Origin of the sequence: Streptococcus mitis, from assembly GCF_000722705.1 — a bacterium.
GTDB lineage: Bacteria > Bacillota > Bacilli > Lactobacillales > Streptococcaceae > Streptococcus > Streptococcus mitis_P.
Genome location: NZ_JPFW01000009.1, coordinates 209232 through 225006, shown reverse-complemented (window position 1 = coordinate 225006; position 15775 = coordinate 209232). Strand labels below are relative to the sequence as shown.

General features: G+C 39.2%; 15 protein-coding genes and 1 pseudogene. 15 read left to right on the top strand and 1 reads right to left on the bottom strand.

From position 1 onward, the window contains the following. The first annotated feature begins 3 nt into the window (after nucleotides 1-3). The 12 genes and pseudogenes from SK642_RS11005 to SK642_RS08850 form a co-directional block, all read left to right on the top strand. Entirely contained in the window at nucleotides 4-1215 is a 1212-nt protein-coding gene (locus SK642_RS11005; RefSeq protein WP_235230873.1) for a hypothetical protein, read from the top strand. Further along, a complete protein-coding gene (locus tag SK642_RS08900) occupies nucleotides 1215-2441 on the top strand; it encodes an MFS transporter (RefSeq protein ID WP_033684443.1) in 1227 nt (408 codons plus the stop codon). Before SK642_RS11005 ends, SK642_RS08900 begins: the two co-directional genes overlap by 1 nt. 158 nt (nucleotides 2442-2599) lie before the next feature. Further along, nucleotides 2600-3295, top strand: coding sequence for an AzlC family ABC transporter permease (locus SK642_RS08895; protein WP_078135725.1), 696 nt, complete (start codon nucleotides 2600-2602; stop codon nucleotides 3293-3295). Then, nucleotides 3285-3608 (top strand): AzlD domain-containing protein, encoded by a 324-nt coding sequence (locus SK642_RS08890; RefSeq protein ID WP_033684442.1) that lies wholly within the window; start codon nucleotides 3285-3287, stop codon nucleotides 3606-3608. Before SK642_RS08895 ends, SK642_RS08890 begins: the two co-directional genes overlap by 11 nt. Nucleotides 3609-3711: 103 nt before the next feature. Continuing rightward, nucleotides 3712-4542 (top strand): amino acid ABC transporter substrate-binding protein, encoded by an 831-nt coding sequence (locus SK642_RS08885; RefSeq protein ID WP_033684441.1) that lies wholly within the window; start codon nucleotides 3712-3714, stop codon nucleotides 4540-4542. A 153-nt stretch (nucleotides 4543-4695) separates the two neighbouring features. Continuing rightward, complete coding sequence (locus SK642_RS08880; RefSeq protein ID WP_033684440.1) at nucleotides 4696-5550, top strand: MetQ/NlpA family ABC transporter substrate-binding protein; 855 nt, start codon at nucleotides 4696-4698, stop codon at nucleotides 5548-5550. Between the two features lie 96 nt (nucleotides 5551-5646). After that, entirely contained in the window at nucleotides 5647-7020 is a 1374-nt protein-coding gene (locus SK642_RS08875; protein ID WP_033684439.1) for a M20 family metallopeptidase, read from the top strand. Next, entirely contained in the window at nucleotides 7013-8074 is a 1062-nt protein-coding gene (locus tag SK642_RS08870) for a methionine ABC transporter ATP-binding protein (protein WP_033684438.1), read from the top strand. Before SK642_RS08875 ends, SK642_RS08870 begins: the two co-directional genes overlap by 8 nt. Before the next feature lies 1 nt (nucleotide 8075). Continuing rightward, the gene (locus tag SK642_RS08865; protein WP_000444642.1) at nucleotides 8076-8768 is read left to right on the top strand and encodes a methionine ABC transporter permease; all 693 of its coding nucleotides are present in this window, start codon (nucleotides 8076-8078) and stop codon (nucleotides 8766-8768) included. 129 nt (nucleotides 8769-8897) lie between these two features. Then, nucleotides 8898-9767, top strand: a complete 870-nt coding sequence (locus SK642_RS08860; protein WP_033684437.1) for a helix-turn-helix domain-containing protein — start codon at nucleotides 8898-8900, stop codon at nucleotides 9765-9767. 184 nt (nucleotides 9768-9951) lie between these two features. After that, nucleotides 9952-11196: a hypothetical protein gene (locus SK642_RS08855; RefSeq protein WP_033684436.1), complete on the top strand. Its 1245-nt coding sequence runs from the start codon at nucleotides 9952-9954 to the stop codon at nucleotides 11194-11196. Nucleotides 11197-11212: 16 nt separating this feature from the next. Next, nucleotides 11213-11451 (top strand): annotated as a pseudogene (locus tag SK642_RS08850) (ABC transporter permease); the annotation flags it as partial. 28 nt (nucleotides 11452-11479) lie between these two features. On the opposite strand, the gene SK642_RS08845 reads toward SK642_RS08850, so the two are convergent. After that, entirely contained in the window at nucleotides 11480-12049 is a 570-nt protein-coding gene (locus SK642_RS08845; RefSeq protein ID WP_033684434.1) for an MptD family putative ECF transporter S component, read from the bottom strand. A gap of 133 nt (nucleotides 12050-12182) precedes the next feature. On the opposite strand from SK642_RS08845, the gene SK642_RS08840 reads away from it, so the two are divergent. From SK642_RS08840 to SK642_RS08830, 3 genes are read left to right on the top strand one after another with little or no spacing between them, the layout of a single operon-like run. Next, complete coding sequence (locus tag SK642_RS08840; protein ID WP_033684433.1) at nucleotides 12183-12797, top strand: YesL family protein; 615 nt, start codon at nucleotides 12183-12185, stop codon at nucleotides 12795-12797. Continuing rightward, a complete protein-coding gene (locus SK642_RS08835) occupies nucleotides 12775-14445 on the top strand; it encodes a sensor histidine kinase (protein WP_080708986.1) in 1671 nt (556 codons plus the stop codon). The genes SK642_RS08840 and SK642_RS08835 overlap by 23 nt, the downstream gene beginning before the upstream one ends. Before the next feature lie 11 nt (nucleotides 14446-14456). Then, a complete protein-coding gene (locus SK642_RS08830) occupies nucleotides 14457-15743 on the top strand; it encodes a response regulator transcription factor (RefSeq protein ID WP_033684432.1) in 1287 nt (428 codons plus the stop codon). The last annotated feature ends 32 nt before the right edge of the window (nucleotides 15744-15775 follow it).

Here is a 15775-nt window from a genome sequence, read left to right as displayed (position 1 = left end):
GTTGTGCGTGAAACTGTTACAGAGTGGATTAACCAATATTATATTTATGAGTTTATAGATGGTAGTGATTTATTAAAATACACAAAAGCATACTCTATTGTCAGCTATAAGAAGCCTAATAAGGAGTTAAACACTAAGAAATTTAAAAGTTTTTTATTGATTACTAGGGAACTATTAGAATTGGTTGAATATTTTCATAGTCGAAATATTATTTTAAATGATATACATCCCGGAAATTTTATAAAATCAGAGAATAAACTTTACTTTGTAGATTTAGAAAATAGTTATGAGTATGATAATAAACCAGCTATTGGTTTGTATAGCGTAATTAGCTTAAAGGAATGGAACTCTATAGATGGCAAAGTATCTGATTGCCATAAAGTTGGGAATTTACTACTATTTTTGTTGGCTAGATTGCATATAAAATCAATGGACGATTTATCACAATCATATCATATTTTAAATTCTTTATTGGCTGAATTTGGTTTAAGAACAAATTTTACAAGTATTATAGAAAAACTATTTTCTAAGGATGCAACAGTATCTGATATCCTGAAAGATTTAAATGAAATTTATGTTTATCAAATTGAATCCCTGCATAGTTTAGATGAGGTTCTAACTGATCAACCAGAAAGATCTTTTACTATTACTGAGATTATTAATAAAGAACTAGTCAATTTTCAACGATATGAGAATGCTAAAAATAATCAGCGATTACTGCAACATCTGATGCATAGAGAAAAAAATTTAGGACTAGATGGATTGTCTGGCTTACTTATTTTGATGAAAATATATGACTTTGATTGCGATATTATTGATTATGGAATTAATATCATTATTGAAAAATTAATTGTGGCAGATAATGGTAGGATGGTTCCGATAGAATCAAATTTAGTTTCACCTTATCTAAATAACGGGACAGCAGGATTTATTCGTGCTTTGATTTTTATAGATTTTGAAAAGTATACAGATCTAATCAAAGAATTATCTGAAGGATTAATTACAGAATTTGCTCAATATGCAGATTTCTGGAATGGTATGCTAGGGATAGCTGATACATTGTTAGAACTGTATTGTTATTTTAAAGTAAGAAAATATAAAGAAGTTGCATTGTCTTTGTTAAATACAGTAGAGTGCTATGTGAAGTATTCTAAAGCAGATAAGCAAGAGTACCTTTATGTGTTATCTAAGTACATGGATATGAAGGAGTTGTGATGAAAGTATTTCTTCAAAATAGAGATTTTAGGCAATTAACCATCAACCAGTGGATTTCGACGCTTGGGGATACGATTTTTTATCTGGCCTTTTTGAATTATGTGGCAGATGCTTCTTTTGCTCCTTTGGCGATTTTACTCATCACGATTTCAGAAACCCTGCCCCAAGTTCTACAAATCTTTCTGGGAGTTTTGGCGGATTTTCAACATCATCGTGTCTTGAAATACACAGTCATTAGTTTTGCAAAATTTTTGCTTTACTCTATAGTGTCCCTGTCGCTTTCAGGGCAGTCTTTCTCCTTGTTGCTAGTAACCTTTATTTGTCTGATTAACCTCTTGTCTGACACATTGAGTTATTTTTCAGGCGCCATGCTCACTCCAATTTTCATTAGAATTATTGGGCAAGACCATCTGGCAGAAGCTATTGGATTTAAACAGTCAACTGTTAGTTTAGTGAAAACAATCAGTAATATTCTAGGAGGAGTCTTACTAGGTATTCTTTCCATCCAGTTTATTTCCTTACTGAACGCTCTTACCTTTTTAATCGCATTTTTAGGTATCCTCTTCATAAAAAATGACCTCTTGAAAGTAGAAAAAACGATTAGCTATCAAGAAGGACTCTCTGTAAAATCCTTTTGCCAGCATTTGATCCAATCATCGAAATTGATATGGAATATGAATCAGGTGCTCTTGGTTTTGTTTATTATTTCTATTAGTCAAGCAGTGATAAATGTTACAGTTCCTGTTTCTACCCTGTTTTTGAGGAATCAGCCCTTTTTGAATTTACAAACAGGTCAATCTCTTGCCTTGTTATCCACTCTTGAATTAGCAGCCCTTATTGTCGGAAGTCTTGTGAGTGGCTATTTGAAAAATATGATTTCTATAAAAACAGCTCTATATGCCTCGCTTGTCATCCAGTTGTTTCTTCTAGTAGGATTTGGCACAGTTCGTTTTGACTGGATTCTTATCTTTAGTGCCTTAGATGCCTTTTTCGCAGGTGTTCTCTCTCCTCGATTACAGGAACTCGTTTTTAAACAAATACCTGAGGAGTCAATGGGAGCAGTTCAATCCTCTATCGGCGCCATTACGGTTGTTTTACCTAGCTTATTTACAATAGCTTTGGTAACCATTGCTACTAGCTTTGGAACTCTGGCAGTTAGCTTTGTTTTATTGCTATTTCTTCTAGTTGCCTTTGCCATGCTCCTAAATATCCGTGAAAGTGTTTAGCGGAGAATTTGTATAATATATGTTTGAGACTGGATTGCCAGTCTTTTTATGATGGTCAAAATCAGCAGACTTTTTTCTCTTTCCTGAATGTGTTATAATAGTCCATGCTGTGGCTGGAGCCTTTTCAGCCCATTTATTAAGACAATATGAGGAGAAAGATGAAAGAAAAAGGATTTTGGGAGGGGGCGCAGGCAGCTATGCCAACGGCTCTCGGTTATGTCAGTATTGGACTGGCCTGTGGAATTATTGGTGCGCCCTATGTGACACCTGTTGAGATGGGATTGATGAGCCTCTTTGTTTATGCTGGGAGCGCCCAGTTTGCCATGTTAGCCCTGATTGCGGTCCAAGCACCTGTAGCGGCCATTGCCATGACGGTTTTTCTAATCAATTTGCGTCTCTTTTTGCTGAGCTTGCATGCGTCAACCTATTTCCGTCATACTAGTCTCTGGCACAATATCGGTATGTCTAGTATCTTGACGGATGAGACTTATGGTGTTTTGATGGGCGAATTGGCCCATGCAGACAAGGTTAATCCTATGTGGATGCACGGAAACAATCTCAACAGCTATGTAGCTTGGTTTGTGGGGACAGTAGTCGGAACGGCTCTGGGTGGCCTGCTACCAAATCCAGAGATTTTTGGTTTAGATTTTGCTCTTGTTGGGATGTTTATCGGAATTTTTGCTTCGCAATTCCAGATTATGCAAAGACGGATCCCTGTCCGCAATCTGCTTATTATTCTAGCAGTTGTTGCGGTGTCCTTCTTTTTGCTCTTGACAGTGGTGTCTCAGTCACTAGCTGTTCTGTTTGCGACCTTGCTAGGTTGTACAATGGGGGTGGTTTTAGATGGTCAGTAAGTATCTTTTATTAGCAGTTATTTTCTCTGGCTTGGTGACGTGGATCCCCCGTATGATTCCTTTCATCTTGGTCAAGTATAGGGGCTTGCCTGCGATCGTTGAGCGTTTTTTGAAGTTCTTGCCCGTTTCTATTATCTTTGCCTTGATTCTTTCAAGTGTAGTGACAGGCAAGGTTGGGAGTCTTCCTCAAATTAAATGGCTAGACTTCTTGGCAGTCTTTCCAACCGCTTGGGTAGCCTTTCGATACCGCAATCTAGTCGGAACAGTTCTCTTTGGAGTTGTCTTAATTGCCGTCCTGCGTTTACTATTTTAAATGGGCTATAAAGAAAATCTATCACAGAGATAAATATCATATAATGGCATAATTACTTTTTTTCTGATAAGATAATAAGGTATTCTATTTTGGAGGAAATGACATGAAAAAAATCGTTAAATACTCATCTCTTGCTGCCCTAGGGCTTGTTGCTGCAGGTGTGCTAGCAGCTTGCTCAGGTGGTGCTAAGAAAGAAGGAGAAGCAGCTAGCAAGAAAGAAATTATCGTTGCAACTAACGCTTCACCAAAACCATTTAACTATGAAGAAAATGGTGAATTGACTGGTTATGAGATTGAACTAGTTCGCGCTATCTTTAAAGATTCTGACAAGTATGATGTCAAGTTTGAGAAGACAGAGTGGTCAGGTGTCTTTGCAGGACTTGACGCTGACCGTTACCAAATGGCCGTTAACAACATCAGCTACACTAAAGAACGTGCTGAAAAATACCTTTATGCAGCTCCAACTGCTAAAAACCCTAACGTTCTTGTAGTGAAAAAAGACGACTCTAGCATCAAATCGCTTGATGATATCGGTGGAAAATCAACAGAAGTTGTTCAAGGGACAACATCTGCTAAACAGTTAGAAGACTTCAATAAACAACACTCAGATAATCCAACTGTCCTTAACTATACTAGAGCTGACTTCCAACAAATCATGGGACGCTTGAGCGATGGCCAGTTTGACTACAAGATTTTTGATAAAATCGGTGTTGAAACAGTTATCAAGAACCAAGGTTTGGACAACTTGAAAGTGATTGAACTTCCAAGCGACCAACAACCTTACGTTTACCCACTTCTTGCCAAAGGTCAAGATGAGTTGAAAACATTTGTAGACAAACGTATCCAAGAACTCTACAAAGACGGAACTCTTGAAAAATTGTCAAAACAATTCTTCGGAGACACTTATCTACCAGCAGAGGCTGATATTAAATAATTTTTTGAAATCATCCATTCTGATTCAGATGGGTGGTTTCTAAGTTTTTAGGGATATAGTTTTAAACTATATATCTGACTATCTAATAACAATTTGTGAAATCAAACAAATTGTGAGATACTAGTACGGTATTATTTTTAAGGAGAAAGAATCATGAAAATTAAAAAATGGCTTGGTGTAGCAGCCCTTGCTACAGTCGCAGGTTTGGCTCTTGCAGCTTGCGGAAACTCAGAAAAGAAAGCAGACAATGCAACAACTGTTAAAATCGCAACTGTTAACCGTAGCGGTTCTGAAGAAAAACGTTGGGACAAAATCCAAGAATTGGTTAAAAAAGACGGTATCACTTTGGAATTTACAGAGTTCACAGATTACTCACAGCCAAACAAGGCAACTGCTGATGGCGAAGTAGACTTGAACGCTTTCCAACACTATAACTTCTTGAACAACTGGAACAAAGAAAACGGGAAAGACCTTGTAGCGATTGCAGATACTTATATCTCTCCAATCCGTCTTTACTCAGGTTTGAATGGAAGTGACAACAAGTACACTAAAGTAGAAGAAATCCCAGCAAACGGAGAAATCGCTGTACCGAATGACGCTACAAACGAAAGCCGTGCGCTTTACTTGCTTCAATCAGCTGGCTTGATTAAATTGGATGTTTCAGGAACTGCTCTTGCAACAGTTGCCAACATCAAAGAAAATCCAAAGAACTTGAAAATCACTGAATTGGACGCTAGCCAAACAGCTCGTTCATTGTCATCAGTTGATGCTGCCGTTGTAAACAATACCTTCGTTACGGAAGCAAAATTGGACTACAAGAAAGCACTTTTCAAAGAACAAGCTGATGAAAACTCAAAACAATGGTACAACATCATCGTTGCGAAAAAAGATTGGGAATCATCACCAAAAGCTGATGCTATCAAGAAAGTTGTTGCAGCTTACCATACAGATGAAGTGAAAAAAGTTATCGAAGAAACATCAGACGGTTTGGATCAACCAGTTTGGTAATAAGAAACAGGGAGGTGGGAGAGAAAATTCCACCTCTTGCTTTTGTATAGAGCAGGGATTGTCAGGAAGAGTAGTTCATAGAAAGGTAGAGAGAATATGGTTTTTCCTAGCGAACAAGAACAGATTGAAAAATTTGAAAAGGATCATGTAGCCCAACATTATTTTGAGGTTTTGCGTACCTTGATTTCTAAGAAATCGGTCTTTGCCCAGCAGGTTGGACTTAAGGAAGTCGCAAACTATCTGGGTGAAATTTTCAAGCGTGTTGGGGCTGAAGTGGAGATTGATGAGACTTATACGGCTCCCTTTGTCATGGCGCATTTCAAGAGTTCGCGTCCAGATGCAAAGACCTTGATTTTCTATAACCACTATGACACTGTGCCAGCGGATGGGGATCAGGTCTGGACAGAGGATCCTTTTACTCTTTCGGTCCGCAATGGTTTTATGTATGGGCGTGGGGTTGATGACGACAAGGGTCATATCACGGCTCGTTTGAGTGCCTTGAGAAAGTATATGCAACATCATGATGATCTGCCTGTCAATATCAGTTTTATCATGGAGGGTGCGGAGGAATCGGCTTCGACAGATCTGGATAAGTATTTGGAAAAACATGCGGATAAACTCCGTGGTGCGGATTTATTGGTCTGGGAACAAGGGACCAAAAATGCCTTGGAACAGCTAGAAATTTCTGGTGGAAATAAGGGGATTGTGACTTTTGATGCCAAGGTGAAAAGTGCTGATGTGGATATCCATTCGAGTTATGGTGGGGTTGTGGAATCAGCTCCCTGGTACCTCCTTCAAGCCTTACAGTCTCTTCGAGCTGCAGATGGCCGTATCTTGGTTGAAGGCTTGTACGAAGAAGTACAAGAGCCAAATGAACGAGAATTGGCCTTGGTGGACACTTACGCTCAACGAAATCCAGAGGAAATCAGCCAGATTTATGGTTTGGAATTGCCTCTCTTACAAGAGGACCGCGCAGCCTTTCTAAAACGTTTCTTTTTTGAACCAGCACTTAATATCGAAGGGATCCAGTCAGGTTATCAAGGACAAGGAGTCAAAACGATTTTGCCAGCAGAAGCCAGTGCTAAGCTAGAGGTTCGTTTGGTTCCTGGCCTAGAACCGCATGATGTTCTGGAAAAAATTCGGAAACAGCTAGACAAAAATGGCTTTGATAAGGTAGAATTATACTATACCTTGGGAGAGATGAGCTATCGCAGCGATATGAGCGCGCCAGCCATTCTCAATGTGATCGAGTTGGCCAAGAAATTCTATCCACAGGGCGTCTCAGTCTTGCCGACGACAGCGGGGACAGGGCCTATGCATACGGTCTTTGATGCCCTAGAGGTACCAATGGTGGCCTTCGGTCTAGGAAATGCCAATAGTCGAGACCACGGTGGAGATGAGAACGTGCGAATCGCCGATTACTATACCCATATTGAATTAGTAGAGGAGCTGATTAGAAGCTATGAGTAGAGATATTATCAAGTTAGATCAGATCGATGTGACTTTTCATCAAAAGAAGAGAACCATCACAGCGGTCAAGGATGTGACCATTCACATCCAAGAAGGGGATATCTACGGAATCGTTGGATATTCTGGAGCAGGAAAATCAACCCTTGTACGGGTGATTAACCTTTTGCAAAAACCATCTGCAGGAAAAATTACCATTGATGACGATGTGATTTTTGATGGCAAGGTGACCTTGACGGCCGAGCAGTTGCGTCGTAAACGTCAAGATATCGGAATGATTTTCCAGCATTTTAACCTGATGAGCCAAAAGACAGCAGAGGAGAATGTAGCCTTTGCCCTAAAACACTCTGGACTTAGCAAGGAAGAAAAGAAGGCTAAAGTAGCCAAGTTGTTGGACTTGGTTGGCTTGGCGGACCGTGCTGAAAACTACCCTTCACAATTATCTGGAGGGCAAAAACAGCGTGTAGCCATTGCGCGTGCCTTAGCAAATGATCCAAAAATCTTGATTTCAGACGAGTCGACTTCTGCCCTTGACCCTAAGACAACCAAGCAGATTTTGGCCTTGTTGCAAGATTTGAACCAAAAATTAGGCTTGACTGTTGTCTTGATTACGCATGAAATGCAGATTGTCAAAGACATTGCCAACCGTGTTGCAGTTATGCAGGATGGACATTTGATTGAAGAGGGAAGTGTCCTTGAAATCTTCTCAAACCCTAAACAACCCTTGACCCAAGACTTTATCTCAACAGCTACAGGTATTGACGAAGCCATGGTCAAAATCGAGAAGCAAGAAATCGTGGAACACTTGTCTGAAAACAGTCTCTTGGTGCAACTCAAGTACGCTGGTGCTTCAACAGACGAGCCACTTTTGAATGAATTGTACAAGCATTACCAAGTGACGGCTAATATCCTCTATGGGAATATTGAAATTCTCGATGGTACTCCTGTTGGAGAATTGGTGGTGGTCTTGTCAGGTGAAAAAGCAGCGCTAGCAGGTGCTCAAGAAGCCATTCGTCAAGCAGGCGTACAGCTAAAAGTATTGAAGGGAGGACAGTAAGATGGAATCATTGATTCAAACCTATTTGCCAAATGTCTATAAGATGGGTTGGGCTGGTCAAGCAGGCTGGGGGACAGCTATCTACCTAACTCTTTATATGACAGTTCTTTCCTTCATCATCGGAGGGTTCTTGGGGCTAGTGGCAGGTCTTTTCCTTGTCTTGACAGCGCCAGGTGGTGTCTTGGAAAATAAGGTCGTCTTCTGGATTTTGGATAAAATCACCTCTATTTTCCGTGCGGTTCCTTTCATCATCCTCTTGGCAATCTTGTCTCCCCTTTCTCACTTGATTGTGAAGACAAGTATCGGGCCAAATGCAGCCCTTGTCCCACTTTCTTTTGCAGTCTTTGCCTTCTTTGCCCGTCAGGTGCAGGTGGTCTTGGCTGAACTGGATGGCGGTGTCATTGAGGCAGCTCAAGCTAGCGGAGCGACCTTCTGGGACATCGTAGGAGTTTACCTATCCGAAGGTCTTCCAGATTTGATCCGTGTGACGACTGTAACCTTGATTTCACTAGTCGGTGAAACAGCCATGGCGGGTGCGGTTGGAGCTGGTGGTATCGGTAACGTAGCCATCGCTTATGGATTTAACCGCTATAATCACGATGTGACTATCTTAGCAACCATCATTATTATTTTGATTATCTTTGCGATCCAATTCTTGGGAGACTTCTTGACCAAGAAATTGAGTCATAAATAAAAGGAACTGGGCAATCTGTACATCATTCATAGGAGTTTGAGGTATATCCAAGATTTAAAATTCTCTGTACTAGCTACTATCAATCGTTACTTTTATGAGTTAGAGAGTTAAGAATTGTGGGGAGTCAATATGCAAAATCTGGGAGAAGTTTTTAAAGAATTGAGAAAGAGTCGGAATGTATCCCTACAAGAGGCGACAGGAGGAGAGTTTACTTATTCCATGCTGAGCAAATTTGAGCGTGGAGAAGCAGATTTATCCTCTATGAAATTGATTACTGCCTTAGATAACATCCACTCTGATTTGAATGAATTTATGTACTTGGTACGTGGTTTTTCTCAGAAACAGGTTTTGGCTTTTCAAGAAAATCTCTGGGATCTATATGACAGAGAAGGGATTGATTCTCTCCATTTCTTGTATGAAGAGACGACTCAAAAGTATAGATCAAGTGCTAAAAAAGGATATCTCTTACAAATGATTCGTATCAAAAGCCTTCTAGTGTTTTTTGATTCAGAAATAAGGGCAACGGATGAAGAACTGACTTTTCTCTATGACTATTTTTTTACTATTGATATCTGGGGAAATTATGAATTGGAATTATTTTCAACGATTTCTACTTTGTTCCCTCTGCCCCTCTATTTTAAATATTCTAGGGAGATGTTACAAAAGACAGATTTATTAGGCTCTTTACCTAGTAACAAAGTCGGTATTGATACCATTTTGATTAATGGACTCTTTAAAGCGATAGAGGAAAAGGATAAATTAAAAGCAGACTATTTTATCTTTCAGATTGACAAACGAGAATTGCCAGAATATCAAGCTTATCTTAAAATCATTTATATGATTGCTAAAGGGTATTATGATACTATTTTTAAAGTAGAAAATAAGGGGCTTGAAAAAATCCAAAGAGGCATTACAATCTTACAAGATTTAGAATATACAGATGGTGCAAGATATTATGAAAACTATTTTGCAAATCAGCTCTCAAATGAAGATTTGTAATATATTCTCATTACATCGATTGACGAAAAATAAATAGGCTTGTAGATGGATTGATAATTAGCAGTTTCTAGACGCTAGAGTTTCTATTTTCAGAAAAAATATATTACAAAAAAGTGGGGAGTCCCGCTTTTTTTGTTAGACTGGATTCAATAGAATACTCTTTGAAATGTGAGAAAGGCCTGTTATGAAACTATTCTTAAGACATCATTTATTTAGAATACTTACCTTATCAAGGTTTTTGAGCTCAAGTGGAGCTTATATTTATAATCTGGTATTTATCGTTTATGCTGCGAGTCTACCCTTTAAGAATATAGCTGTATTTATAGCGAATATGATTACGATTTTACCTTTCCTATTTACTTTTTATGTCGGGATGAAGGCGGATCATACTCGGAATAAAGCAGGGACAATTATCTGGGTTGGTTGTGTGCAAAGTCTGCTATTTCTTTTGATTGCTAGTGTGATTCATGACCAGAACTTCGTAACGTTTGCTTTTATCTGTATGGTTAATATCTGTTCGGATATTTTATCAGATTATACAGCAGGCCTTCGTATGCCGATTATCCAGCATAATATTTCAGAAGATAGACTCTATGAAGCTTATTCCTTTACTCAGTTTGTCTCCTATTTATCAAATCTAGGAGGTCAAGCTTTAGGAGTGTGGTTACTCACAACCAGCCATCAAAATTTTTCTTTTGTTGCGATTGTGAATGCTGGTTTCTTTTTACTATCTTCTCTCATTTTGTTCAAAAATAGAAGAGAATTGACGCATTTGTCTGTAAGTGTAGAGGATAAGTCGATTAGTTTACTTCAACAAGTTAAGGCAATCTATGCAGATATGGATGACATCTTTAGACAGAGAGAAAGTCAATCATTGCTTAAAATGATCCTTGTCATTTTGGTAATGAATACTTTGGGAGGAGCTGTTGGAGGTATTTATCACTTTTATTTATTAGACCATACTATCTATCATCTCAGCTATGCTCAAGCCCTATTTTTAATTGAATGTGTTAGCTTGGGAGGAGCTATTCTTGGTAGCTTAACCCCAAATGATTATTTTGGGAAATTGTCTTTTTCAACCTTATTATCGCTCAATGAAATTCTGTTTGTCTTGCTGGCTTCTGCTAATATTTTAGAGTTCTCTCCTCTAGTAGGTGTTGCCTGCTTAGCCTTTGTCACGTATTTGATGTCGAAATCAATGCCTAAATTAGATACTTTGTTACTGTCTAATTTGAGCGCGGATGTATTAGCTAGAAGTAATAATCTTTTGAGTATGATTTTTTCCCTAACATTACCCTTGGGAATGTCTGTATTTTCCTTCTTAGCTTTACAAGATATCAGGCTTTGTTGGTGGGTGTTTTTGGTAGTGAGTGTGATAGGGATCATTTTATCACTAGAAAAAAGAAGTTTTTCAGGTAAAAAATTTTAACCGAGGAAGCTCAGTCTTACTAGAAGGTCTTCCAGATTTAATCCGTGTGACGACTGTGACCTTGATTTCCCTCGTTGGGGAAACAGCTATGGCGGGAGCAGTTGGTGCTGGTGGTATCGGTAACGTAGCCATCGCTTATGGATTTAACCGCTACAATCACGATGTGACTATCTTGGCAACCATCATTATCATCTTGATTATCTTTGCAATCCAATTCTTGGGAGATTTCTTGACTAAGTCTTGAGTCATAAATAAAAAGAGCCGTCTGGCTCTTTTTTATTTACTAGATTTTCTGCGCAAATTTTTTACTCAAAGCTTGTCCAATCAAGGCACCCAATAGGGCTCCGATGACAACACTTGCGACAAATAGAAGGATGGTTCCAGGATTTGGCGCGACCATGATACGGTCGATATATTCTTGGGATTTTCCTCTTGCCAGAAGGGTAGCCATATAGGCTTTGGGAGCAATCCACATAAGTAAGATTGGACCTGTTGAGCTAAAGGCAAAGAGAATGAAAGAAAGGAAGTTCTTTGTTTGGTCCTTGTATTTTCCTAGGTTAGCTACTCCATCTGCTAGGAGACCACAGATAATTCCAGGAAGGAAGGCACCAGCACCGTGTTTAGTTCCCAAGAAAAAGAGGGCAATGACAAGGCCGATAGTGGTAATGGCTCCAAAGCGCGGAACTTTTGCGACCAGAATCATATAGGCGCTACCGCCGACAAGGGCAGTAAAGGCAGGCGCATAAAACATATTTCCAGTTTGGTCAAAGAGATTTCCCAAAAGGACACCAATCCCCATGCAGAGGAAGTAAAGAACTGCAAAAAGCAGAGTCGTTAAGATAGATTTTTTCATGAATTGTCTCCTGATAAATTTTTCATAATTCTCATTGTACCATGGTTTGATGGGATTGTAAATGGGGACTATAAGTTTTGAAAACGCTTAAAATATGATATAATAGTTTCATAGTTAATTTTAGGAGGGTATCATGGGTAGGTTTTTAGACTTTGTCTTTAATCGTTTCTTTTTAGGGATGATTGCGACAGCATTCTTTTGGCTATTAACCTTGGCAGGGGGAATTATCCTTGGTCTAGCGCCGGCTAGTGCTACCTTGATGAGCTTGTATGCAGAACATGGTTATAGCTTTCGTGAATACAGTTTGAAGGAGGCTTGGTCTCTTTACAAGCAAAATTTTGCCTCAAGCAACCTGATTTTCTATAGCTTTCTAGGCGTGGATCTAGTTTTAGTTTACGGCTTGTATCTCTTGGTGCAATTACCTCATCAGACTATTCTTCATTTGATTGCTACCTTTTTGAATGTCCTAGTAGTAGCTCTGCTCTTTTTAGCCTACACAGTATCTTTGAAACTACAAGTTTATTTTGATTTGTCCTATCGAAATAGTCTCAAATTATCCTTGATTGGCATCTTTATGAGTCTAGCAGCTGTGGCCAAGGTTCTTCTTGGGACAGTACTACTTGTGGCAATTGGTTATTATATGCCTGCTCTTCTCTTCTTTGTAGGAATTGGGATGTGGCATTTCTTTATCAGTGATATGTTGGAACCGATCTATGAAAGTATCCATGAAAAATTGGCGACAAAATAAAATGAAGCAGTTTTGGATTCATTCTCTATTAAAAATTTATAGCCTTGTCATGATTATCATTATTGCTAGTTTTGCGATTATGATATCTTATGCCGATTGGGATTCGCGCGAGAAGGAGGCTCAAAGAGTTGCTCAACGTGTGACGACTCGAATGGTTAGTGAAATAGAGTATTATTATAGAGAGTCGACTCAGATAGCACAAGCCTTAGTTGATAATCAGGCTCGAATTGAAGGAATCTATAAATATTTCAGTCTTAGTACACCAGATTACTTTTATTGGCAACTAGAGCGTAAAGCTTCTCCATATGTATCTGTATCTTTGTATGAAAATATTGATGACTTGTATGTTCGAAATGATTTTGTGACAGGAGTAGCAATTGCCTTCCAAGATTATAAGGAAGTCTATGTTTCTTCTAGGGATAAACGGAGTGGAGAAAAAATCCTAGCTGAAAATTTTAAACCAGCAACTAATAGCTTCGCCATCCCTGTTTCTGACCCTGTTTCTGATAAGGATTTGGGAGTCGTCTACATTTCCTTATCGCCGAATGTCTTACATGATGCTATTGATAATACCCGAGGTCATATCCCGATGGCTGTTACCGTGATTTCACCTTTTGACATGGAGATATTCCATATTGGTGAGAAGGTTACTATGGAGAATGAAGACTGGTTTGTCGGTGTGACCTCTCATGGCTATCAGGTTCAGGTGGCAGTTCCCAAAAACTTTGTTTTACAAGGAATGGTAACCAGCTCTGCTTTGATTGTGGGTTTGAGTCTTCTCTTTATTGTCATTCTCTATCTGACTTTGAGGCAGACCTTTGCCAACTATCAAAAGCAGGTAGTGGATTTGGTGGATTCCATCCAAGCTATTGCTCAAGGGGAGGAAGGTCTTCGTATTGATACGCTTGAAAAGGACCAGGAATTGCTCCTAATCGCAGAGACCACTAATGATATGTTGGATCGTTTGGAAAAGAATATCCATGATATTTATCAACTAGAGCTCAGTCAAAAAGATGCCAATATGCGAGCTCTACAAGCTCAAATCAATCCTCATTTTATGTATAATACGCTGGAATTCTTGCGCATGTACGCAGTTATGCAGAGTCAAGATGAGTTGGCAGATATCATTTATGAGTTCAGTAGCCTCTTGCGTAACAATATTTCTGATGAAAGAGAAACTCTTCTCAAACAGGAATTAGAATTTTGCCGTAAATACAGTTATCTCTGCATGGTTCGCTATCCAAAATCCATTGCCTATGGTTTCAAGATAGACCCAGAGCTAGAGAATATGAAGATTCCTAAGTTCACCTTGCAACCGCTGGTAGAAAACTATTTCGCACATGGTGTTGACCACAGACGGACAGATAATGTGATTAGCATCAAGGCTCTTAAACAGGATGGCTTTGTGGAAATTTTAGTGGTCGATAACGGCCGTGGAATGCCGGCTGAAAAGCTGGCAAGTATTCGAGAAAAGTTAAGGCAGAGACATTTTGAACACCAAGCCAGCTACAGTGATCAAAAGCAGTCTATCGGGATTGTCAATGTCCATGAGCGTTTTGTGCTCTATTTTGGGGACCGCTATGGCATTACTATAGAGTCGGCAGAGCAAGTAGGTGTTCAGTATCGTATTACAATTCAAGATGAGTAGAAAGGGAGAAAATGTATAAAGTATTATTAGTAGATGATGAGTACATGGTGACAGAAGGTCTGAAACGTTTGATTCCCTTTGATAAGTGGGATATGGAGGTCGTCGCAACAGCCAGTCATGCCGATGAAGCCCTAGAATATGTTCAGGAAAATCCCGTAGATGTCATCATTTCAGATGTCAATATGCCCGACAAAACAGGGCTTGATATGATTCGGGAGATGAAAGAAATCTTACCAGATGCAGCCTATATCCTGCTTTCAGGTTATCAGGAGTTTGATTATGTCAAAAGAGCAATGAACCTTAGTGTGGTGGACTATTTGGTCAAGCCTGTTGATAAGGTAGAGTTGGGAAATCTGCTGGAGAAGATTGCAGGTCAGCTCGGTGAGAGAGGAAAGAAAAGTCAGACCCTCAGTCAAGATTTAGACGAGGCTGGATTTGTTAGTTATTTAGGAGATAAGGAGAGTTGGTGGATAGGTCTATCCAAGGAAAAACAAGGCTCCTTCACCATTCCCTACTATGTCTTGGGTCAAGACTGGCAGATTTTTATTTCTGATCAACCCCTAGATGGTTTAGTCGTTACTCCTTTTGAAGCTCCTTATCAAGAACACTTTGAACGCTGGAAGCTGAATGCTGAGAAAGCCCTTTTTTACGGCTCTGTAAATCTACAACAGTCTCAGAGTCTCTTTGCCTACTACGAACCGATTTATAGGGTTATCATTCAGGGGAATCTCAATCAAATCGTGGAAGAGTTGAACCTCTTGGAGAAGGTAGTTCTTGAAAATACACCCCGTGTTCCGATTACCAAACAGCTTTTTATCCAGTTTGTCATGGATGTCTTTCACTTGTTTGAACATCTCAAAGCTGATGATATGACGGACATTGTCAAAACTATTCATGCTATTCAATCCTTCGATGAACTGGTTCCTTATATCAAGGAAACTCTGACCCGATTCTTTGGGCAATATCGAATGAATGAAAATGTGGTTAGTGTACTGGAAGTTATTGGGCGTGATTATCAGAAAGAACTTTCCCTCAAGGATATCAGTAAGGATCTCTTTATCAATCCTGTCTATCTGGGGCAGTTGATTAAGCGAGAAACCAATTCGACCTTCGCAGAATTACTAAACAAACAACGCATTAAGGCTGCTCAGCAACTTTTACTTTCAACTAGTGACAGTATCGAAGACATCTGTTATGCTGTTGGCTACAGTAACGTTGGATATTTTTATAAAGTTTTCCGAAAATTGTGCGGAAAATCACCAAAAGCCTACCGAAAACAGGTAGAAACTATACTATAAGATTTGTATCCCTTTACAAAAAGTGCTATAAT